We start from the raw sequence: 21,913 nt of genomic DNA on the forward strand, positions 1-21,913 counted from the left end.
GGGCGACGACCTACCCGCGCCCTGACCGGCAGTCAGGCTCAAGTGTTGCCATCGAGATGCGAGCGAGCCGCTTGAACGAAGTCTGTTCGCACTTCGTGGAAACGCTGCCACCGCCCGTGGGGGTAGCGCTCCACAGCCTCGCTCAGTGACAGCTGGTGTGCGTACGTGAAAACGAGGGCCGTGGTGTCAGAGGCAGATAGCAAGTCCAAGGCGAGGATCTGGAGGCCGAGGCGCTGTCCGTACTCCGTTCGGCCCGGATCGTCGGATTCCATGCCCCGCAGCTCGCGTAGCGAGCTGAGAACCGCCGCGATCGGCTGATGCTGATCGGAGGGAACTTCGCGCTGCTCGCGCTGCCCGGCTTGTTCGAGTACTCCCATCGCTCGCGCGGCGGTGAGTGCCTGCTCCAGCTCGAAGATCGTCTGGACCATGACGCCCTGCAAGGCGTAGCCCTTGGAGACGATCTGCTCAGGTCCTTCGAGCTCGATCTTGCGATATGCGTCGGTTGCGCCCACAGACCGAGAGTGAGCCGCTTCGAGTCCCAGCTCGGCCTCTGGCAAATCTTCGTCAGCGAGATGTCCTGCTACCTCTCCGGCAGCCAGCCTGAACTCATCCACGGCGCCGAGATATTCGACCCAGACGTCGCGCCTTACGGTCCGACGCCACTGTGCATTTTGGTCTCGTCCCTGCGCCTTGACCGCTTCGATGGCTGCGTTCGCCTGCTCCTGCATGCCGCGTGCCTGCCAGCGGGCCCCAAACAGGCCAAGCGCCACACCTGCCACCGCGATCAGCGCCGCGAGTACGGCAGCTGCCCCCTCATCCATCCCGGCATTGTTTCACGCCGAAGATCACGCCAGAGGGGAACCCGGCCGCGCCGACCGGTGGCTGCGAATGCGACGGGGTAGCCGGCCAGTCTCACGACTGCGGCCAACTGGCCACTGAGTGGCCATGGTTCGTGAAATTCGGCCACGGGGCCTGAGATCCCACAGGGCTCCCGGGGCGGATTCGCCCACGGCAGACGAGAAAGAGCGCCAAAGGACTGGAACCTCCTGCGGGACCATGTCAACGTACAACGTCCCTTAAAGAACCAGGTCAGCGTATAAACGCGGGCCTCCGGGGCGACCGCAGCATACCGACCGCCCCGGCAGCCCGTACCCGCGTCCTACTCGGTCTTGTCGCCGAGGCCCCCCAAGGAGGCCCACCTGTCGAATCCCGCTCTCCGATCGGCTTGCTTCACTGCTGCCATCCTCTTGGCGCTTGGCGCCCCGACGCGTGGACTGCACAGGAGTGAGAGGACTACGGCGCCCTCTGCACGGCGCTGTGTTTCTGCGTCTGTGCGGCTGGGCTGTTCAGTGAGGACTTGCTGCAACACGGCTACCGCTGGGACGGAGCGGCACTCGTGCACACCGCAACACACCCTGGAGTCGCTACCTGGCAGGTCGCCCGAGCCGTCGGCGTTGCCGAGCACATCGTGGCACCCCCCTCCTCGACCGGCTCACTGACGATGGGCTCCAAGTGCTCGTGACAGGCGACACGACCCCCGGGCTCCGGTCGCGCCGGCTGGCCTCCTGAGCTTCGTCCGTTGGGAACTGTCCGGGGACTTCCCTGTGGCGGGGCGAAACATAGACCACGATCGCCGGTTAGCCAAACCGGCGATCGTGACGACCATTGAGGGTGTTCGCAGCGGCTGTGCTTGGCGGTGGAGCCGTGGCGGACGCAGTAGGCAGTGCCGCAAAGACGCAAGGGGAAAGTGATCGGCTCCCGCCTGCTGCTGCCCTGAAATCCGCAGCGCCTGTTCGCTGAAATACAGCGATGCCTCCGCCGAGTAAGCGTGGGCTCCCGGCGTTGTTGATTCCGCTCTGTCGCCCCGCGCGCTCCATCGCAAGGAACCACCTCATGTGTCGATCCGCGATACCCCCTGCCCTTTTCCACCCCGGGCTGGCGGGCCCGCCCGCGTTGTTCGCCGCCTCCGCATCCATCCGCAATCGCGAGGTGGCGCCATGACGGTAGCGGTGCGACCTGGGCAGAAGCTGACAGTCGACGAGGTCTGCGCCGAGCTGCGGATCTCCCGATCGACCTTCTACGACTGGCGCCAGAAGGGGCGCGGCCCGCGCTGCATTCGACTGCCCAACGGCTCCCTCCGAATACGGCGCGGTGACTTGGAAGACTGGCTTATGGATTGCGAGGACCACTCTTGACGGACACGAGCTCGTTGGACGTTCGCTTCTACCCCATAGAGACGAACAAGCGGGCCAAGGGAAACACCTACACCGTCCGTTGGAAGGTGGCCCACAAGAAGCACAGCAAGACCTATAAGAAGAGCGCGGTAGCCGACGACGAGCGCGCGAAGCTGATGTCCGCGCACAGGAAGCGCGAGCCGTTCGACATCGAAACCGGGCGGCCGATCTCCTGGATGTCCAAGGCCGCCGAGGTGAACTGGTACGACTTCGCGGTCGAGTACGTCAACTGGAAATGGCCCCAAGCTGCCAGCAACACCCGAAAGAACCTGGCCAAGGCGCTCACTCCTGCGACCATCGCCCTGTTGCGCACGACACCGCCGATGCACTTCGAACCGGTGGCGGTCCGTAAGGCGCTGCGGGAGTACGCCTTCAGCGTCAGGGGGCGCGCCCACACCGACAAGCCCATACCTGTCGAGGTGCAGACGATCCTCGACTGGATTCAGCGCAACTCCCTCCCAATGAGCGCGTGGGAGAAGGCCGAGAACGTCGACAAGGTCGTCACGGCCCTCAGCACGCGCCTCGACGGCACCGCGGCAGCCGCCAGCTCCATAAGACGCAACGACCGGATCATGAACCTGGTCATGGGGTACGCGATCAAGCACAGCTACCTGAAGGTCAACCCTCTGCCGAAGGAGAAGGGTGAGCGTACTGCTCCGAAGGTGGCCCAAGCCATCGACAAGCGATGTCTGCTGAACGGAGACCAGGTCGCGAAGATGCTGGACTGGATAGGCCGGCGCCCGCGCCGCGGGCGCCTCTACCGGGCCTTCTTCGCCACCCTCTACTACGCCGGCCTCCGGCCTGAGGAGGCGGTCGCCCTCCGTGTGGGGGACGCCACGCTGCCTGAGACGGGATGGGGCGAGTTCCTGGTCCACGAGGCTCAGCCCGAAGTCGGCCGCCAGTGGACCGACACCGGTGACGTCCATGAGAAGCGGCACCTCAAAGGACGGGCAGAGGGCGACACGCGTCTGGTCCCCATCCACCCGCGCCTCGTCGTGATCCTTCGCGAGATCATCAAGGAGTATGACCTTGGGTCGGCCGACCTTCTCTTCCCGGGAGAGAGGGGGGACATGCTCGCGGGGTCGGTGTTCAGGCGCGTCTGGGCCAAGGCGCGCGAGGAGGTCCTGTCCGATCACGAGTTTCAGTCACCGACGGGCAAGCGCGTGTATGACCTACGTCACACCTGCCTGACGGCCTGGATGAACGAGGGCATCCCGCACTCAGAGGTCGCCGAGATGGCTGGCAATAGTGTGCCGGTCCTGCAAGCCATCTACGCGCGCTGCGTCATCGGCCAGCGGGAGCTCTACCTGAAGCGCGCCGAAGCCGCTCTGCGGCTCCCAGAAGTGGCGGCGTGAGAAGCGGAGCGGCCTCGGTCCCCCGAAGAGGGGGGCCGAGGCCGCTCCGCTTTGTGTACTGAAGGGGGTGTCGGGCCGTCCCGCGCCCCCTGATTTTGTGGGACGTATGTGGGATGGACACCCGTAGAAGCCCGGTTTTGACCGGTGCCAGCCGGACTCGGCCCCCGGCGGAGGCGAAGAATCCGATTAACGTGGAAGACCAGGAAAACGCAGTCTGACCTGCGAAAACGTCGCCAGCCAGACCGACGGTCAGTGGCGCCCCCGGCAGGACTCGAACCTGCGGCCAAGCGCTTAGAAGGCGCCTGCTCTATCCACTGAGCTACGGGGGCCGGGTGTGGTGGCCTCGTACGTGCTGCCCGGGTGTGGGCTGATCCGTGACGTTGCCGGGGACAAGGATAGGGCTCCCGGTTCCTTGTCCTGGTTGCTTCCCCTCCGTGGCTCAATGTGGAGGTTCGGTGAAGCGGTCCTGATAATCGCAGGCAGGTGCGAATCGTGCATCGCTTTTGGCGTCCACGGCCACGGGTGTTGTGCACTCGTTATGCCTGGGCTGTGCCTCTGTCCCAGTCGCACCTTCCGTCCCTTGTGTCCTATCGGCGCGCAGACATGCCTATATGCTTCATAAATCCCCTAAAATTGGGCATTCTTCGCATGTGGTGACCTTGGACGTACGGCCTCAGCTGCTCGACGCACTCTCCGCCCTGCGCGACCGTGTCGCCGCCGCACGCTTCCCGCTGCCCCTTGCGGGGGCCCCACGCGCGCGTGCCAACCGCGACGAACTGCTCGCCCAGCTCGACGACTACTTGGTGCCCCGCCTCAGGCAGCCCGAAGCGCCGCTGCTGGCCGTCGTGGGCGGCTCCACCGGCGCCGGCAAGTCGACCCTCGTCAACTCCCTGGTGGGACGGCGCGTCAGCGAGGCGGGCGTGCTGCGGCCGACGACACGCACGCCGGTGCTCGTCTGCCATCCGGAGGACCATCACTGGTTCAGCGGTATGCGGGTGCTGCCCGGCCTCACGCGCGTGTGGGCGCCCCATCAGGAGTCGACCGACGACCTGTTGCTCCCCGGCGAGGACGGCAGACGCGTGCTGCGCATCGAGACCGCCGACTCCCTTCCGCCGGGCCTCGCCCTCCTCGACGCGCCCGACATCGACTCCCTCGTCGCCGACAACCGCGTCCTGGCCGCCGAGTTGGTCTGCGCCGCCGACATCTGGGTGATGGTCACGACGGCCGCCCGCTACGCCGACGCCGTGCCCTGGCATCTGCTCCGCACCGCCAAGGAGTACAACGCCATGCTCGTGACCGTCCTGGACCGGGTACCCCACCAGGTCGTAGGCGAGGTGTCCCGGCAGTACGGCGCCCTGCTCACCAAGGCCGGGCTGGGCGACGTACCGCGCTTCACGGTGCCCGAGCTGCCCGAGTCCGCCTGGGGCGGCGGGCTGCTCCCGGCGACCGCCGTGGCGCCGCTGCGGACCTGGCTCGTCCACCACGTCCAGGATCCCAACTCCCGCCGCTACGCCCTGGCCCGCACCGCACACGGCGTCCTCGACTCCCTCAAGGCCCGGCTGCCCGAGCTGGCCGGCGCGACCGCCGCCCAGTACGCGGCCGCGCTACGGCTCACCTCGGCCGTCGACGGGGCGTACGACAGCGAGTACACGCGCGTGCGTGGCCGTCTGCAGAGCGGCGCGGTGCTCGCCGGCGACGCGCTCAAACGCTGGCGGGCCTTCCCGCTGGACTGCACCGCCGCCGAACTCCTCGACGCCCTGGTGGAGAGCCTGGGCGCGCTCCTGCTGTGCGCCGTCACCGCCGCCGACGAGCGCGTCGACGAGGCCTGGCGGCGCGAACCGGCGGCGAACGCCCCCTCCCTGACGGACCGGGACACCTCGCCGGAGAACGCCGAGCATCGCATCGGCCTGGCGGTACGACGGTGGCGGCGCGAGCTGGAGGAGTACGCCGAGGACGAGGTACGCGGCCTGGAGCGCGGTGTCGCGCCCGATCCCGAGTCGGTCGCCGCCCTCGTCGCCACCGCCCTGCTGGGCGGCCGCAGGGCGCGCTCGGCGGGCGAGGGGCTCGCCGAGCGGATCGGCGCCCATGGGGCGCTGCGGCTGCGCGACCGGGCCGGACGGCTGCTCGCCGAGCACCTCGACCGCGTGATGCACAACGAACGAGAACGCCGCCTCGCCCCCCTCGACGGACTCGACGTCCACCCCGAACCCCAGGCCGAACTCATCGCCGCGCTGTCCGTACTGCAGAAGGAGAGGTGACCGGTGACCGCCGTCACTGACCAGGACCACACGGGCAACAGGGACCAGCAGCCACAGCAGAAACACCAGCAACAGGAACAGCACGCACCACAGAAACAGCACGCACCACAGAAACAGCACGCACCAGAGGAACAGCAGGAGAGCGGCCCCCCGGGGGAGGAGAACCCGGAGACGGAGACGACGGCGTCGAGGACAGCGTCAACGGGGGAACGCGTGCCACCCGACGCCGACAAGGACGCCGTCGGGTCCTGGGACGACGGGCTCATCGCTCGCCGCGTCAACGAGGCCGCCGCCGTGGAGAACAGGATCGGCGGTGGCGGTGGCGGTGGCGGTGGCGGGGGCGGCGGTGGCGGTGGCGGGGGCGGCGGTGGCGGCAGCGGCGTGAGCGGCGGTGGCGCCGGCAGTGCCCTGCCCGCGCCCCCGCTCACGTACGACGGCCCCCTGCGCTCCCGGCTCGACGCGCTGCGCGAGCTCGTGGGGCTCTCCCGCACCCGGGTCGACAGCAGGACACTCGCCGAGGCCGGCCGGGTCCTCGACGAGGCGATGGCCCGGCGCAGGCTCTCCGGGCAGCACACCGTCGTGGCCCTCGCGGGCGCCACCGGGAGCGGCAAGTCGCAGCTGTTCAACGCCCTGGCCGGGGTGACCATCTCGGAGACGGGCGTACGCCGTCCGACCACCGCCGCGCCCATCGCCTGCAGCTGGAGCGACGGCGCGTCGACCCTCATCGACCGGCTCGGCATTCCGGGCCGGCTGCGCAGACGGCCGGTGCAGAGCCCGGAGGCGGAGGCGCAGTTGCGCGGGCTCGTGCTGATCGACCTGCCCGACCACGACTCGGCGGCCGTGCAACACCGTGAGCAGGTCGACCGGGTGCTGAGGCTCGTCGACGCCGTCATCTGGGTCGTCGACCCGGAGAAGTACGCGGACGCCGTTCTCCACGAGCGCTATCTGCGGCCCCTGGCAGGACACGCGGAGGTCATGTTCGTCGTCCTCAACCAGGTCGACAGGCTGCCCGGCGAGGCCGCCGAGCTGGTCCTCGACGACCTGCGACGCCTCCTCGACGAGGACGGCGTCGCCCTCGGCGAGTACGGCGAACCGGGCGCGACCGTGCTCGCCCTGTCCGCGCTCACCGGGGACGGGATCGGGGAACTGCGCGAGCTGCTCGGCCAGTTCGTGGCGGAGCGCGGCGCCGCGGCACGGCGAGTTTCGGCCGATCTGGAGGCCGCCGCGTGGGGACTGCGGCCCGTGTACGCCACCGGTCGGCGCACCGGGCTCAGCGAGGAGGCGCGGGAGGCGTTCGCCGACCGGCTCGCGGACGCCGTGGGCGCCACCGCGGCGGGCGAGGCCGCCGAACGCGCCTGGCTGCGCCATGCGGGCCGCGCGTGCGGGACGCCGTGGCTGCGGCTGTGGCGCTGGCACCAGGACCGGTGCGAGCCTCCCACCGGACGGCTGCCGGTCCGCGCCCAGGTCGACGAGGAGGCCACGGCACGGCAGCGCGTCGAGCAGGCGGTGCGCACCGTGTCCGAGCGGGCCTCGGCGGGGCTGCCCGCGCCGTGGGCGCAGGCTGTGCGGGAGGCGGCCGTGCGCGGGGCGCAGGGGCTGCCCGAGGCGTTGGACGCGCTGGCGGCGCGGGCCGGGTTGCCGGCCGGGCGGCCGCCGCGGCCGGGCTGGTGGCCGGTGGCCGTCCTGGCGCAGGCGTCCATGACCCTGCTCCAGGTCGTCGGGGGGTTGTGGCTGGTCGGACAGATCGTCGGGGTCATGGCGCCGAACCTCGGGGTTCCGGTGCTGCTGATGGTGGCGGGCATCATCGGCGGCCCGCTCGTCGAGTGGAGCTGCCGGATGGCGGCACGGGGACCGGCCCGGCGGTACGGGCAGGACGCGGAACGTCGGCTGCGGGAGGCGGCGGCCGGGTGCGGCCGGGCACGTGTGCTGGATCCCGTGGCCGCGGAGCTGCTGCGGTACCGGGAGATCCGGGAGCAGTACGGGCGGGTCACCGGGGCGGGGGCGGGGGCGGGGGCAGCGACGGGGACAGGGGTGCGGTGAGCCGGAGAGCTGTGGAAGCGGTTCTGGAAGTGGTTCTGGAAGCGGTCGGGGAGGTGGTTCTGGGGGCGGGTGTGGCGGGAGGGGGCTGTGGGATGAGGGGTGATCCACAGGGAGGGGGACGGCGGTCACTCGTCCGGGTGGCGGAGTTTTCCACAGGCGGACGGTGATCCACAGGGCTCGGCGGGCCCGGCCCGAACGGAGGCAGTCTGGCTTCACGGCGATCGCGGCGATCACGACCGCGACCGTCGCGACGGACGCAGCCGTACGGGACGGGCCCGTACGCGTTTCCGGGCGGTACGACCGTCCGGCGAGGGAGGGGTTCGCATGAACGAGACCATGGTCTGCGCGGTCGGCAACGTGGCGACGCGGCCGGTCTACCGGGACCTGGCGGCGGGCGCTTCGGCGAGGTTCCGGCTGGCGGTCACCTCGCGCTACTGGGACCGCGAGAAGAACACCTGGACCGACGGGCACACCAACTTCTTCACGGTGTGGGCCAACCGGCAGCTGGCCGCGAACACGATGGCTTCGTTGAACGTCGGCGACCCGGTGATGGTGCAGGGCAGGCTGAAGGTGCGCACGGAGCAGCGCGAGGGACAGCAGAACTGGACGTCGACGGACATCGACGCCGTGGCGATCGGCCACGACATCGCGCGGGGCACGTCCGCGTTCCGTCGCTCGGGCCGCCCCGAGCCGATGACCGCGGGCGCACCGGCGCAGCCCGAACCCAACTGGGAGACACCGGCCGCGACTTCCGCGGAACGGGGGCCGGCCTCGGAGCCCGGGCCGGAGCCGGAGCCGAGGCCGGTGTCGGGGCCGGTGTCGGGGCCGGAGGGAGAGTGGGTGCCGGGCACTTCGCGGCGACGCGAACCGGTGGGAGTGACGTGACCAGACCGGCTGGTGACGGGGCGTCATCGACCGCTCCGTGCCGTCGCTGACCGAACTACGGCTTATCGACGGGTGCACTCCGAACGGCGGAGTGGATTTGTCGATAGGCCGGGCTCGCGAAACACCCCGTAGACGATCTTGGGGATAACGATTACGAGTCGGATCGGTGATCCGATGAGATGACCGGTAAGCGTGGTGCGCGGCGTCTCTAGGATGCCGGACGTGGCTCACGGGGCTTCTGATTCTGCTGGTGGGACCGTACCCCCCACATCAACGTGTCCTGCTCGAAGGGGAATTGTGTGATTTCTTCGTTCTCCGCGCCGTTCGCACGCGGGCGAGGGGTGGTCCGCCTCGCCGCGGCGACGTTGGTGTCCGGCTTCGTCGCCGTGGGCGTGATCGCCGGTGCGGGTACGGCCGTCGCCGCCGAGATGACGCAGAGTCAGGGCGGAGCCACCGCGACCATAGGCGGCCTCAAGACGTACGGCGCCGCCGTGATCCACGCCGACACCGGGGACCAGGAGGTCTCGGCCGGTCTGTTTGAGATGTCCGTCGAGGGCGGCGGCACCCTGCAGACCTACTGCGTCGACCTCTACAACCCCACCCAGAAGGACGCCAGGTACCACGAGACGCCCTGGAGCGGCACCTCGCTGGGCGCCAACAAGGATGCGGGCCGCATCGGCTGGATCCTGCGGAACTCCTACCCCCAGGTCAACGACCTCGCCTCGCTCGCGGACAAGGCCGGCATCGACAGCGGCCTGACCGAGCAGGACGCGGCCGCCGGCACCCAGGTGGCCATCTGGCGCTACTCGGACGGCGCCGCCGTCGACGCCGTCGACCCGCAGGCCGAGCGGCTCGCGGACTACCTGCAGAAGGCCGCCCGCGCCGTCCCGGAGCCCGCGGCGTCGCTCACCCTCGACGCGCCCGCCGTCTCCGGCCACCCCGGCGAACTGCTCGGCCCGGTGACGGTGCACACCGAAGCGAGCGGCGTGACGGTGACACCGCCGCTGGACGCCGCCACCAGCGGGGTTCGGATCGTCGGCAAGGACGGCAAGGCGGTCACATCCGTGACGGACGGCAGCCAGCTGTTCTTCGACGTGCCCGCCGACGCGGCGGCCGGCTCGGCCGAGCTGACCGTCCAGGCCTCGACCACTGTCCCCGTCGGACGGGCCTTCACCTCCGAGAGCCGCAGCCAGACCCAGATCCTGGCCGGCTCCAGCGAGTCGACGGTCTCGGCGACGGCGAGCGCGACCTGGGCGAAGCAGGGCGCCGTACCGGCACTGTCCGCGGCGAAGAACTGCGCCGGCGGCGGCGTGGACATCACCGCCGCCAACCAGGGCGACGCGGCCTTCACCTTCGAGCTGATGGGCACCCGGCACACCATCCCGGCCGGGGCGTCCCAGACGGTGACGATCCCGCTGCAGGAGGACCAGGCCTACGACTTCACGATCAACGGCCTGCAAGGCGTCGAGTACCGCTTCAACGGCGTCCTGGACTGCCGGACGCAGGCCGACGAGACCGCCGGCCTGACCACCCAGACCCTCAGCGAGCCGAGCCCGGCGACGGTCGGCGGCACGTCCACCACGGACGACACCGATCTCGCCGCGACGGGCGGCACCAGCGCCACCCCGCTCATCGCGGGCACGGCCATCGGCCTGGTCGTCATCGGCGGAGCGGCCCTGATCCTCGTGGGCCGAAAGGAGAACGGCGCACAGGACTGACCCGACTTCCGCCCACCGGTCGGCCGATGCCGTTTCGTGATCGTCCGGGCCAGGTCCGGTCACATTGCGCGCCCAGCCTTGATCACCACGGCCTCTCAGGGGCGGGTACTCGATCATGGGGAGCAAGCATGCGGCAGCTCGGAACCACACTGGCGGCGCTCGTGTTGGCAGGCGCCGGGATCGCGGGAACGGTGGGCACGGCGCAGGCCGCCACCGCCGTGTCGGAGTCGGCGGTGTGTGAGACCGGGTGGGGAAGCCTCGAGAAGCACCTGTGGTCGGCGGACGATCACAAGCCGCCGCTGACGAACATCAGGACCGGGCAGCACGAGTGCTTCGACCGCATGGTCCTCGACTTCAAGGGCGGCGCGGCCGGGGCGACCGGATACCAGGTCAAGTACGTCGACAAACTGACGACGCCCATCACGGGGGAGATCCCCGTCTCGGGCGGAGCGATCCTGCAGATCGCCGTGGACCCGAACTACGACCCGGCCACCGGCACGAAGTCCTACCCCGGACAGCACGGTCAACCGCTGCCCGGAGTGAACGTCACCGGCTACAAGACCTTCAGGGACACCCGCTACGCGGCCGGCCTGGAGTCCGAGGTACGGGTGGGACTCGGCGTCCGGGCCCGGCTGCCGTTCCGCGTGATGCAGTCGGGCGACCACCTGATCATCGACGTCGCCCACTCCTGGAACGCCACGTCGTAGAGCGAGACCGCCCTCGTGCACCGCGAGGACGTCAAACTTCAGCCCTCTGACTGTGCTGCCTCAGTAGGCTCGTGCCTGTGGATGCGTTCTTACCCTTCCTGATCTTGATCAGTGTGCTTGCCGCACCGTCTGCACAGCAGCCTCGGCTATCGCAGTCCCGCCGAATACGAGACCGCACTCGCAGCCTGACCACCACACCGATGGTGTCCGTCAAAGCGGAACAAGCTCAGCCAACCGCACCGTGGGCCGGTCCTCCTCTTCGGGCAAGCAGCCGTCACCGGGAAAGTGGTAGTGCCGGATCTCACGGGCAAGTGCGTTGACGGCTCGCTGTAGCGGCGTGGCATCCTCCGGGTCCGGCTCATAAGAGAGACGGCCCTCGGCGGACGCCGCAGTGGTCACCGCCTTGGCGAGCCGCTCGATCTCTCGCAGGTAATCCAGCTCTGAGAGTTCGGGTCGATGCACGCGAGGCAGTTTCGCACCCGTACAGCATCACGTGGAACCGGTTATCCGGCGGCCCGGAATCCGACGCGAAGGACGCAGGCCGCATGCTCCGCGCAAGGAGAGGAGCCGGCTCGCTTTCCCTCTCGCTCAGCCCTGTGACACGGCGGTTCGAGCGGGACCCGGAGCAGTCTCCGCACCGACGGTCGGGCACACACGAACGCACTGGAACGCCCCTGACCGACGCCCGGTCGAGGGCTAGTTTGAGTACGTGGACGACGATGCGATCACCATAAGACTCACGCGCGATCAAGCGTTCGTGCTGTCGGACTGGCTCTACCAGGTCATGTTCCGGTCCGGAGACCTTGAAGGGATCGTCCACGACCGAGCTGTATGGTCGCCGATCTACTCGATCTCAGGAACGCTGGACACGACGCTGAGCGAGATCTTCATGCCCGACTACGGTCCGCGGCTCGAAGCAGCCAAGGAGCGCCTCCGCGCAGACCTCTACGGCGAAACCGCCGGACCGACCGCGCCAGGCGAGGACCCGACCACCGCACCACAAGCGCACCAGGGCGAGCGGGGAGCGGCGGGGGACCACGGTGGCTGAGGCTGGTGGAGGGCCGGTGGGGGTGCGGCGAGGCACACGCCTGCCGGCCGGTCGGCGCGCCCGCCGTCGTGGCTGGCTGTCGTCGGCTGAGGGGCCGGCGGCCCGCACCGAAGGGGCCCGCCGTAGGCCAACCGGCCGGACCGCGATGATCAACCCTGGGCCGTCCCCGAGCCGTCCGAGGTTCCCCAAAGCCGCTCGCGAGCGAACGGCACTGACAGACCAGCCATCGCCGTCAACGCCGAAACCCCAGGTCAGCCGCCCCCGGGCAATCGCGTTTCCCCCCAGGGGTAGCCGTCCGGCAAGATGGGGTGTATCTGCCCACTGCCTGATTTCAAGCTGCCGGACGGTTTCTCTTGGCTGAGTACATCTACACCATGCGCAAGACGCGCAAGGCACACGGCGACAAGGTCATCCTTGACGACGTAACGCTGAGCTTCCTGCCCGGCGCGAAGATCGGTGTGGTCGGGCCGAACGGCGCCGGTAAGTCCACCGTTCTGAAGATCATGGCGGGGCTCGAGCAGCCCTCCAACGGTGACGCGTTCCTGTCGCCCGGATACAGCGTCGGCATGCTGCTGCAGGAGCCGCCGCTCGACGAGTCCAAGACCGTGCTGCAGAACGTGCAGGACGGCGCCGCCGAGGTCATGGGCAAGCTGAAGCGGTTCAACGAGGTCGCCGAGCTGATGGCGACCGACTACTCGGACGCGCTGCTCGACGAGATGGGCAAGCTGCAGGAGGACCTGGACCACGCGAACGCGTGGGACCTGGACACCCAGCTGGAGCAGGCCATGGACGCCCTGGGCTGCCCGCCCGGCGACTGGCCCGTCACCAACCTGTCCGGCGGTGAGCGCCGCCGCGTCGCGCTGTGCAAGCTGCTGCTGGAGGCCCCCGACCTGCTGCTGCTCGACGAGCCCACCAACCACCTGGACGCCGAGTCCGTGCAGTGGCTGGAGCAGCACCTCGCCAAGTACCCCGGCACCGTCGTCGCCGTCACCCACGACCGGTACTTCCTCGACAACGTCGCCGGCTGGATCCTGGAGCTCGACCGCGGCCGCGCCATCGGCTACGAGGGCAACTACTCCACCTACCTGGAGACCAAGCAGACCCGTCTCAAGGTCGAGGGGCAGAAGGACGCCAAGCGCGCCAAGCGGCTCAAGGAAGAGCTCGAGTGGGTGCGGTCCAACGCCAAGGGGCGTCAGGCCAAGTCCAAGGCGCGTCTCGCCCGGTACGAGGAGATGGCCGCCGAGGCCGACAAGATGCGGAAGCTGGACTTCGAGGAGATCCAGATCCCGCCGGGCCCGCGCCTGGGCTCTGTCGTCGTCGAGGTCGACAACCTGTCCAAGGCGTTCGGCGAGAAGGTCCTCATCGACGGTCTCTCCTTCACGCTGCCGCGCAACGGCATCGTCGGGGTCATCGGCCCGAACGGCGCCGGCAAGACCACCCTCTTCAAGATGATCCAGGGGCTCGAGACCCCGGACTCGGGTTCCATCAAGGTCGGCGAGACCGTCAAGATCTCGTACGTCGACCAGAGCCGCGAGAACATCGACCCGAAGAAGACGCTGTGGGCCGTCGTCTCCGACGAGCTGGACTACATCAACGTCGGGCAGGTCGAGATGCCGTCCCGCGCGTATGTCTCGGCCTTCGGGTTCAAGGGACCGGACCAGCAGAAGCCGGCCGGGGTGCTCTCCGGCGGTGAGCGCAACCGGCTGAACCTCGCGCTCACCCTGAAGCAGGGCGGCAACCTGCTGCTCCTCGACGAGCCGACCAACGACCTCGACGTCGAGACGCTCAGCAGCCTGGAGAACGCGCTGCTGGAGTTCCCGGGTGCGGCCGTGGTCGTCTCCCACGACCGGTGGTTCCTGGACCGGGTCGCCACGCACATCCTCGCCTACGAGGGTGACTCCAAGTGGTTCTGGTTCGAGGGCAACTTCGAGTCGTACGAGAAGAACAAGATCGAGCGACTGGGGCCGGACGCCGCGCGTCCGCACCGCGCCACCTACAAGAAGCTGACCCGGGGCTGATCGGTCTTGCGCCACCTCTACCGCTGCCCGCTGCGCTGGTCCGACATGGACGCGTACGGTCACGTCAACAACGCGGTCTTCATCCGCTACCTGGAAGAAGCCCGCATCGATTTCCTGTTCCGCCCGGAGAAGGACTTCAAGCAGGGGTCCGTGGTGGCGCGCCACGAGATCGACTACAAGCGGCAGCTCGTCCACCGGCACACGCCCGTGGACATCGAGCTGTGGATCACGGAGATCAGGGCGGCGTCCTTCACCATCACCTATGAGGTGAAGGACGGCGACCAGGTCTACGTCCGGGCCTCGACGGTGGTCGTGCCGTTCGACTTCGAGGCCGAGCGGCCGCGTCGGCTCACCGCCGAGGAGCGGGAGTTCCTCGCCGAGTACCGGGACGAGGACAAGGACGCCGACAAGGAGGCCGTCGCCGCATGACGGTGCTCCACCTGGCCGACGAGCGGGAGGCGGCGGACCTCGCGGCCTTCCTCTCCCGGCTGCTCCACTACGACCGTGGAGCCGCGGTGCGCCTGCAGGCGGCCGGTACCGCGCTCGCCGTCTTCGGGCGCCCGCCGTCCTTCGAGGTGCTCGCGATCCGCGCGGTCCGGCTGGCCAAGCCGTACGAGAACGGCCTCGACGTCACGCTGGACGTGACGGTGTCGGCGGGCGAGCTGCTGGAGTCCGTCGACGAGAGCGCCGCCACGGCCGTCGTCCCCGGGGCCGTCACCGGGCCGCCGTGGGCCGGGGTGATGCCGCCGCGCGGCGGGTGGCGGCCCGAGCCGGGGCTGCCCGCCCCGGACGCGCTGCGCGCGATGGTCGGTGCGTCGGTCGGCGAATTCCGGTCCCGCACCGAGGAGTTGGCGGACGAGCTGCGCACGCGGGCCGAACTCGACCGGATCGGGCGGGAGATCTGGTCCCGGACGGTCGGGGACACCGGCCTGCCCGTGCGGGCCGTGCACGCGGCCCAGTCGCTGGGTTTCCTGCGGCCTTCGGTGGGTGCGGGCGACGACCTCGCGCTGCTCTCGCTCGGCGGCTGGCTGCGGCTGCGCACCCCGTACGGGTCGATCGCCGTACGGCGCGCGGGGCGGCTGGGGATGCTCGACGTCAGCGTCCGCTGACACGGCCCCGGACCGACATCGGCCGAAACCGGCCCACGCACGCCGAGACCGTCACTCCGGGGTGTTCACCATCGACGCGGCCGCGTACGTCAGGTAGTTCCACAGCGTCTGCTCGTGCTCCTCGGACAGGCCGAGCTCGTCGACCGCGTCCCGCATGTGCTTCAGCCAGGCGTCGTGCGCGGCCCGGTCCACGACGAACGGGGCGTGACGCATGCGCAGGCGCGGATGGCCGCGGTTCTCGCTGTACGTCGTCGGACCGCCCCAGTACTGCATGAGGAACAGCGCGAACCGCTCCTCGGCCGGACCCAGGTCCTTCTCCGGGTACATCGGCCGCAGGATCGGGTCCTCGGCGACTCCCTGGTAGAAACGGTGGACCAGCCGGCGGAAGGTCTCCTCCCCACCGACCTGCTCGTAGAAGGTCTGCTCCTGAAGCGTGCCGCGCCGAATCTCTTTCACGTCTCCCATGGTCTCAGACGGGTGGACGGAGGACTGAAGGCTTAGGACCACAGGGCCCGGTCCCGCGAGGCCCGGTCCCGCGAGGCCCGGTCCCGCGAGGCCCGGTCCCGCGAGGCCCGGTACCGCCCACGTTCGCCTCGGGGCGGGTTCCGCCGCACAGTGGAGGCATGGGCGCCCACGTGGTGGACAGGGAGCTGGAGGACCTCGCCGTCTCGGCGCGGGCCGCGCTGGTCCGTGAGATCGAGGCGAGCGGGGCGTTCGCGGCCGACCCGGGCTGGCGGGCGGCCTTCGCCACCGTCCCGCGCCATCTCTTCGTGCCGTACTACTACGTCAGCGGCGTCGCTGGCGGCTACGAGCGGCGCTGGGGCGAGAGCCCCGACCGGCGCACCCGGGAGCGCTGGGTGCGCGGCGCGTACGAGGACGTCCCGCTGGCCACCCGGCTGCGCGACGGCGTGCTGCTCTCCTCCAGCAGCCAGCCCTCGCTGATGGCGCTGATGCTGGCCGAGCTGCGGGTCGAAGGCGGGGACCGGGTCCTGGAGATCGGGGCGGGGACGGGATACAACGCGGCGCTGCTGTCGTACCGGCTCGGCGAGGAGAACGTCACCACCGTCGACCTCGACCCCGAGTTCACCGAGTCCGCCCGCCGGCACCTCGCCACCGCCGGGTACCGGCCGACCGTCGTCACCGGGGACGGGGCGCGCGGGGTTCCCGAACGCGCCCCCTTCGACCGGATCGTCGCGACCTGCACGCTGACGTCGATCCCGCGCCCCTGGCTCGCCCAGTGCACCCCCGGCGCCCTGATCCTGGCCCCGCTGGCCACCGGGCTGATCATGCTGATCGTGCGGGACGCCGGGCACGCCGAGGGGCACTTCCTGCCCACCGCGGCCTACTTCGTGCCCCTGCGCGGGGCGGAGCGCCCCGAGCCGGAGCCGGTGGCGCTCGCCGGGGTGCCGACCCGGGCCCGGGAGAACGAGCGGTTCCGTTTCCTGCTGGCCCTGACCCGGGGCACCCTCGACCCCCACGAGGCGTTCGCCCTGTGGGCGCGCGAGGGCATGCCGGGACGGGAGCGCTACGGCATCACGGTCGGCGCCGAGCACGCGTGGGCGTGGCTGGACGAACCGGGGGGCCCGTACGCGTGGCCCCTGCCGGGTTCGTCGGCCCCCGGGCTCGTCGAGGTCTAGGACCGATGCCGGTGACTCAGGCGGCTGTGCCTCGTTGGTGACGGCCCCGAACACCGCCTGGGTGCCGCTAAGAGACGGTCGTCCGCTGCCCCGAGGCCGTACGCGCCGTCGTGACCGGCGTGCGGGTCGCCTGCGGGCCGCGTACCCGCAGATGCGCGCACGGGGCCGTCGTCCAGCCCGTACCGGAGGCATCGGCCGACGACGACACCGTGTTCTGGCGGTGGTGTCGTCGTGGTGGCCGAGCCTGCGGCACCGCCTGGCGGACGTGCGGCTCAGCCGCGGCGGATCGTGATCGTCGTCCAGGCGCCCACGTGCACCTGGTCGCCGTCCTGCAGCGGTACCGGGACGAACGGCTGGATCGGTTCTTCCGAGCCGTTGACCGTCGTGCCGTTCGTCGAGTTCTGGTCGACGACCGCCCAGCTGCCGTCCGGCTGCTGGACCAGCACCGCGTGCTGGTGCGAGACGCCCGGGTCCTCCGGCGGCACCGACAGGTCTATGTCGGGGGTCTCGCCGGTGGAGTGGCGGCGGCGGCCGATGGTGATCTGGTTGCCGGTGAGCGTGCGCTGCTGCTCGGGCGAGTACGCGGGCAGGTTCAGCCCCGCGGCCTCGGGGCCCGAGCGGTGCATCATCGCCATGAAGTACGAGCGGTCCGGACCGATGGTCGCCGTCCAGGTCGCCGGCTGCTGCGGGAACGCCGGGCCGGGCGGGGGCGGTGCCTGCGTGGCGCCGGTCTGGGGGTAGCCGTAGCCACCGCCCTGGGCGTTGCCGGGGCCGCCGGGGCTCCTGGGATCGTTCTGCCCGGGGCCCGTGTTCGACGGCGGGGAGATCACCCAGTCGTCGTCACCGCCGCCGAAGGGCTGGCCGCCCTGCTGCGGACGGCCCGTCTCCTGCGGGAACCCGGACGGGGCCGACGGACCGGACGGCTGGAACGCCTGCGGAGCCTGAGGCCCACCCTGGCCTCCGGGGCCGCCCTGACCTCCGGGCCGCCCCTGACCCCCGGGACCACCTTGACCCCCAGGACCTCCGGGGCCGCCGAAGCCTCCCTGGCCCGGGAAGCCGGGGCCGGCCGTGGGCGTGGGCCCGGGCGGCGGCGGAACCGGCCGCGACGGGTCGCCGCCGAAGCCGGACGGACCCCCAGGGCCCCCGGGGCCTCCAGGACCACCGGGACCCGACGGGCCGGCGCCGGGCGGGCCCGGAGGACGGCCTCCGGGGCCGCCCGGCTCGCGCCCGAAGGGGTCGCCGGAGGGACCGGACGGCTCGCGCCCGAAGGGATCGGAGGGCTGCCCGCTCTGCTCACGCCGGTAGGGATCCCCGGGTGGGCCGGGGGGACGGCCGCCGGGACCGGAAGGCTGACCGAAGGGGTCGCCACCCGGACCGCCGGGACTGGAAGGGTCACGTCCGAAGGCGCCCGGCGGGGGACCACCGTGCCTGCCCTGGCCGCCAGGACCGCCCTGGCCGCCAGGCCCCCCGGTCCGCCCCGACGGGTCGCCGCCGAACGGCGGGCCCGACGGGATCGGCTCGGCGGGACGATTCACCTGGGACGGGCGGGAGCTCTGGTACTCGAACGCGTCGGTGCCGCCGTAGGACGGAGGCGGCGGCTGGAAGCGCGCGTCAGGACCGCCGCCACCGGGACCCGGTCCTCCGGGTCCGGGGCCGAAGCCCTGCCCCGCACCAGGACCAGCGCCGGGACCGGGACCCGGACCGGGCGCCGTCGGGCGCGGTGCGGCCGGGGTGTACGAGGTCGCCGTGTTGGTCAGGAAGTTCCACCGGCACTCCTCGCAGAACGGCGCACCGCCCTCACGGGGCGTACGGCACTGCGGGCAGAGCTCGGGCTCGTGGTCCGGCACGGAGGACAGATGCCGTCCGCCGGGCGGGCCGGGCTGGCCGCCCTGGCCGGGGCCCTGCGGGGGCGGCGGGAAGCCGTAGCCGCCGCCGACGGTCGGGGGCGGCGGGGGAGGGGGCGGAGGTACGGCACCGGCCATGCGGTGACCGCAGACCTCGCACCAGTCGTCGGAACCCGACTGGTGTCCGTTCGGGCAGGTCGGCATGTCGGCGCGTCCCCCTCTCTCCTTCGGTGTCCCAAAAGCGCTTTCAGGTCACTTCTTTACACGAACAGTCTTTGTGGACCGGGTCTCGAGCGTCATCTCGTCGGCGTCCGCGACCTTCGCCTTCAGTCGCACAGTACCTGTCGTGGCATCGACCACGTCCACCACCTTCGCAAGCAGTTTCGCAGTATCCGCGTTCCCCGAGACGCTCGCGAGCTGAACGGCGCGGCCCAGTTTGGCCGTTGCTCCATCCATATCGCCCGCTTTGCGAAGGTCGAGCCCTTGCTGGATGACCTGTGCCAGTTCGGCCTGGCCGGTGTAGTGCGCGACCTGTGGGTTGATCGACGTGGAGGCGGCCATGTCGTCGGTCCACACGGCCCGTACGAGACCCTGCGCGCCCAGGTTCCGGACGCTGCCGTCCGACTGCGGGATCACCAGGGACACCCGCGCGGCCAGCATCTCCTGGCCGATGTTCGCGGTCGGGACCTCGACGCACACGTGGTAGTCGCGGGACTCGTCGCCCCAGGAACCGGTGGGGTAGTCGCCCGCGCGCGGGCCCGCCTCCGTGCGGCGTGCGGTCAGTTCCTCGACCGTCGGCGCGACCTGCTTGACGAACTTGATGGTGGTGCCGACCGGCGTCCACAGCCGCAGGGCGACGTCCGCGACCTCCTTGCCCATCGCCGTCTCCATCATCTGCGTGAAGTCGGCGGCGAGGCCGGCCGGGTCGGCGACGATGTCGGCGGTGCCGAGCAGCGCGGAGGCGACCCCTGTGACTTCTTTCACTTCCCAGTCGGTGCCCACGCCGCGGGCGTCACAGGTGAAACGTCCGGCGCAGTCGTCGAGGGCGGCCTTGAGGTCCTGTGGCGCCTCGTGCTCGTTGCGGCCGTCGGTGAGCAGGATGCCGTGCCGGATGGCGACGTCGGCGGTGGACAGCAGCCGGTCGGCCAGGCGCAGCCAGGTGCCGATCGCCGTGCCGCCGCCCGCGCTGAGCCGGCGCAGCGCCTGCTTGGCCTGCTCGCGGGTGGTCGCGTCGGCGACCGCCAGCCGGCCCCCGCCCGGGTAGACCTCCTTGGCGACGTGCGTCCCGCCGATCACCGCGAAGTGCACGCCGTCGCGCAGGGTGTCGACGGCGGCGGCGGTGGCGTCGCGGGCGTTGCGCATCTTGGTCGGCGGGTAGTCCATCGAGCCGGAGCAGTCCACCATGATCGCCACGGCGGCGGACGGGCCCTGGCCCGGCGAGTAGAGGTGCGGGGCGGCGACCGCGCTGCCCACCGTGCCGCCGCCGGTGGCGGTCACCGTGACGATCGCGTTGACCTCGCGCCCGCCCTCCGGCAGGTACTCGTTCTGATAGACGTCCACCGAGAACTGCGGCACGTTCGACTTCGAGAAAATGGCCATACCTGCTCAAATCCCCCTCGAAAACCCCACGCTCGTGGAGTGATGTCTGGATACGGACCGGTCCCCACCGGTCCGTACGCGTGCTTCCCCGTGTTGCCCGTGTTGCCTGTGTTTCCCCGTGTTTCCGGTTTGCGGCCCTCAGGCCGATCCTGCCCCCTGTGCGGGGGCGGGGAACGGCACGACGGCCACTGTTACGTTGTCGTGGCCCCCGCCGTCTAGGGCGTGGCCGACGAGAACGCGTGCGCTGTGCAGGGGGCGTACGGCGGCGTCCGGTGGGACGACCTCGGCCATCTCCTCCGCCGCCTCGGCGTAGTTCCACAGGCCGTCCGTGCACACCACCACCACACCGGGCCGGTCCGGCTTGAAGGAGGCGGTGTGCGGCTCCAGTTCGTAGGCGTCGGCGCCGAGCCAGCCGGTGATCGCGTGGGCGCGCTCGTCGGCGTACGCCTCCGCCTCGTTCATCAGGCCCGCGGCGACCATCTGCGCGGCCCAGGAGTCGTCCTCGGTGAGCCGGGCCGGGGGCGAGCTGCGGTCTTCCGGGACCCAGTAGGCGCGGCTGTCGCCGACCCAGCCGACGACCAGCAGCCCGGGCGTGACGACCGACCCGACCAGGGTGCAGGCGGGGGCGTTCTGGTGCGGGGCGTGCTCGCGGGCCGTGGCCGGCTCTTCGGCCAGCGCGTTGACCGCGTACGACGCTGCGACGATCGCCTCGTGCATCGCCTGCTGCGGGTGCGTGCCCTGCGGCAGGGCCGCGAGCAGCGACTCGCTGGCCGCCTTCGACGCGGCGAGGGAGGCGTCGTCGGGGCGGGTCGCGGAGGACACGCCGTCACAGACGATCGCCACGAGCGCGGGGGAGCCGTCGGGCAGCGCGGTGCGGCCGAGGCCGAAGGCGTCCTCGTTGCGGTGGTGGCGCAGCCCGCGGTCGCTGACGGCGGCCAGCGGGCCCGACTCCAGTTCCATGTGGTCGCGTTCGCGGGGCTGGGCGTGCCCGCAGTTCTCGCAGTACCCGTCGTCGTCGACCCGGCCCGCGCGGCAGGCCACGCACACCTTGGCCGTCTCGGCCACCGCGGCGGCCTCGGCGGCCACCCGGGGGTCCGGCGCCTGCAGCGCGTACTCGTCCGGTTCCGCGGGCCGGTCGAACCGCACCCCGGAGACACCGCTGGCACCGCTCATGCCGGAGACCCCGCTCGCGTCGGAGCCACCGCCGACGCCGGGGACGGCGCCGACGCCGGGGACGGCGGTCACACCGGTGCCCGACACGGTCGTACCGCTCACCGGGATCCCCGCCGCGGGAGCCGGCTCGGTCGAGCCGTTCATCGTGAGGGTCGGGTGGTCGTCCGGGCCGGGCGGCACGGCGGACAGGTCGTAACCGCACGCACCACAGAAACGGTCAGCCGCGTCGAGCGGCTCCGCGCAGCTCGGACACGTCGGCAGGGCGGCCTGCCGGGGCATCTGCGACAT

Annotated in this window: 18 protein-coding genes and 1 tRNA gene; 12 read left to right on the forward strand and 7 right to left on the reverse strand. The window is 70.9% G+C overall.

What is annotated here, in order from left to right; all coding sequences use genetic code 11:
* Positions 1 to 38: 38 nt before the first annotated feature.
* The gene (locus ACIBAF_RS21895) at positions 39 to 821 is read right to left on the reverse strand and encodes a hypothetical protein (protein WP_399464944.1); all 783 of its coding nucleotides are present in this window, start codon (positions 819 to 821) and stop codon (positions 39 to 41) included.
* A 1,176-nt stretch (positions 822 to 1,997) separates the two neighbouring features.
* Between ACIBAF_RS21895 and ACIBAF_RS21900 the strand changes: the two genes are divergently transcribed.
* Both ACIBAF_RS21900 and ACIBAF_RS21905 read left to right on the forward strand, forming a co-directional pair.
* Positions 1,998 to 2,195, forward strand: a complete 198-nt coding sequence (locus ACIBAF_RS21900; protein WP_186280928.1) for an AlpA family transcriptional regulator — start codon at positions 1,998 to 2,000, stop codon at positions 2,193 to 2,195.
* Entirely contained in the window at positions 2,192 to 3,589 is a 1,398-nt protein-coding gene (locus ACIBAF_RS21905; protein WP_399464945.1) for a tyrosine-type recombinase/integrase, read from the forward strand. Before ACIBAF_RS21900 ends, ACIBAF_RS21905 begins: the two co-directional genes overlap by 4 nt.
* 253 nt (positions 3,590 to 3,842) lie before the next feature.
* Here the strand turns inward: ACIBAF_RS21905 and ACIBAF_RS21910 are convergent.
* Positions 3,843 to 3,918, reverse strand: a tRNA-Arg gene (locus ACIBAF_RS21910).
* A 321-nt stretch (positions 3,919 to 4,239) separates the two neighbouring features.
* Here ACIBAF_RS21910 and ACIBAF_RS21915 point away from each other — a divergent pair.
* The 5 genes from ACIBAF_RS21915 (at position 4,240) to ACIBAF_RS21935 (ending at position 11,197) form a co-directional block, all read left to right on the forward strand.
* Entirely contained in the window at positions 4,240 to 5,847 is a 1,608-nt protein-coding gene (locus ACIBAF_RS21915; RefSeq protein ID WP_399464946.1) for a dynamin family protein, read from the forward strand.
* A gap of 3 nt (positions 5,848 to 5,850) precedes the next feature.
* Positions 5,851 to 7,887, forward strand: coding sequence for a GTPase (locus ACIBAF_RS21920; protein WP_399464947.1), 2,037 nt, complete (start codon positions 5,851 to 5,853; stop codon positions 7,885 to 7,887).
* Positions 7,888 to 8,211: 324 nt separating this feature from the next.
* Positions 8,212 to 8,772 carry a single-stranded DNA-binding protein gene (locus ACIBAF_RS21925; RefSeq protein ID WP_399464948.1) on the forward strand — a complete coding sequence of 187 codons (561 nt, stop codon included), beginning with the start codon at positions 8,212 to 8,214 and terminating at the stop codon, positions 8,770 to 8,772.
* A gap of 299 nt (positions 8,773 to 9,071) precedes the next feature.
* Positions 9,072 to 10,490, forward strand: a complete 1,419-nt coding sequence (locus ACIBAF_RS21930; protein WP_399464949.1) for a TQXA domain-containing protein — start codon at positions 9,072 to 9,074, stop codon at positions 10,488 to 10,490.
* Between the two features lie 128 nt (positions 10,491 to 10,618).
* Entirely contained in the window at positions 10,619 to 11,197 is a 579-nt protein-coding gene (locus tag ACIBAF_RS21935; RefSeq protein WP_399464950.1) for a hypothetical protein, read from the forward strand.
* A gap of 210 nt (positions 11,198 to 11,407) precedes the next feature.
* Here ACIBAF_RS21935 and ACIBAF_RS21940 read toward each other — a convergent pair whose 3' ends face one another.
* On the reverse strand, positions 11,408 to 11,659 hold the full coding sequence (locus ACIBAF_RS21940; protein WP_399464951.1) for a hypothetical protein: 252 nt from the start codon (positions 11,657 to 11,659) through the stop codon (positions 11,408 to 11,410).
* A gap of 247 nt (positions 11,660 to 11,906) precedes the next feature.
* Here ACIBAF_RS21940 and ACIBAF_RS21945 point away from each other — a divergent pair, with 247 nt between their 5' ends.
* The 4 genes from ACIBAF_RS21945 (at position 11,907) to ACIBAF_RS21960 (ending at position 15,372) form a co-directional block, all read left to right on the forward strand.
* Entirely contained in the window at positions 11,907 to 12,245 is a 339-nt protein-coding gene (locus ACIBAF_RS21945) for a hypothetical protein (RefSeq protein ID WP_399464952.1), read from the forward strand.
* Between the two features lie 353 nt (positions 12,246 to 12,598).
* The gene (gene ettA / locus ACIBAF_RS21950; RefSeq protein ID WP_399464953.1) at positions 12,599 to 14,263 is read left to right on the forward strand and encodes an energy-dependent translational throttle protein EttA; all 1,665 of its coding nucleotides are present in this window, start codon (positions 12,599 to 12,601) and stop codon (positions 14,261 to 14,263) included.
* A 6-nt stretch (positions 14,264 to 14,269) separates the two neighbouring features.
* Positions 14,270 to 14,692, forward strand: a complete 423-nt coding sequence (locus ACIBAF_RS21955; protein ID WP_399464954.1) for an acyl-CoA thioesterase — start codon at positions 14,270 to 14,272, stop codon at positions 14,690 to 14,692.
* Positions 14,689 to 15,372 (forward strand): hypothetical protein, encoded by a 684-nt coding sequence (locus tag ACIBAF_RS21960; protein ID WP_399464956.1) that lies wholly within the window; start codon positions 14,689 to 14,691, stop codon positions 15,370 to 15,372. Before ACIBAF_RS21955 ends, ACIBAF_RS21960 begins: the two co-directional genes overlap by 4 nt.
* Positions 15,373 to 15,423: 51 nt before the next feature.
* On the opposite strand, the gene ACIBAF_RS21965 is transcribed toward ACIBAF_RS21960, so the two are convergent.
* Entirely contained in the window at positions 15,424 to 15,837 is a 414-nt protein-coding gene (locus tag ACIBAF_RS21965) for a globin (RefSeq protein WP_399464958.1), read from the reverse strand.
* Positions 15,838 to 15,995: 158 nt separating this feature from the next.
* On the opposite strand from ACIBAF_RS21965, the gene ACIBAF_RS21970 reads away from it, so the two are divergent.
* The gene (locus ACIBAF_RS21970) at positions 15,996 to 17,009 is read left to right on the forward strand and encodes a methyltransferase domain-containing protein (protein WP_399464959.1); all 1,014 of its coding nucleotides are present in this window, start codon (positions 15,996 to 15,998) and stop codon (positions 17,007 to 17,009) included.
* A gap of 272 nt (positions 17,010 to 17,281) precedes the next feature.
* Here ACIBAF_RS21970 and ACIBAF_RS21975 read toward each other — a convergent pair whose 3' ends face one another.
* The 3 genes from ACIBAF_RS21975 to ACIBAF_RS21985 all read right to left on the reverse strand — a co-directional run bounded on the left by ACIBAF_RS21975 (position 17,282) and on the right by ACIBAF_RS21985 (position 21,913).
* Positions 17,282 to 19,057, reverse strand: coding sequence for an FHA domain-containing protein (locus ACIBAF_RS21975; protein ID WP_399464960.1), 1,776 nt, complete (start codon positions 19,055 to 19,057; stop codon positions 17,282 to 17,284).
* Between the two features lie 48 nt (positions 19,058 to 19,105).
* Entirely contained in the window at positions 19,106 to 20,452 is a 1,347-nt protein-coding gene (locus ACIBAF_RS21980; protein WP_399464961.1) for a VWA domain-containing protein, read from the reverse strand.
* Between the two features lie 138 nt (positions 20,453 to 20,590).
* On the reverse strand, positions 20,591 to 21,913 hold the full coding sequence (locus ACIBAF_RS21985) for a PP2C family serine/threonine-protein phosphatase (RefSeq protein WP_399464962.1): 1,323 nt from the start codon (positions 21,911 to 21,913) through the stop codon (positions 20,591 to 20,593).

Origin of the sequence: Streptomyces sp. NPDC051677 (assembly GCF_044453465.1) — a bacterium.
Classification (GTDB): Bacteria; Actinomycetota; Actinomycetes; order Streptomycetales; family Streptomycetaceae; genus Streptomyces.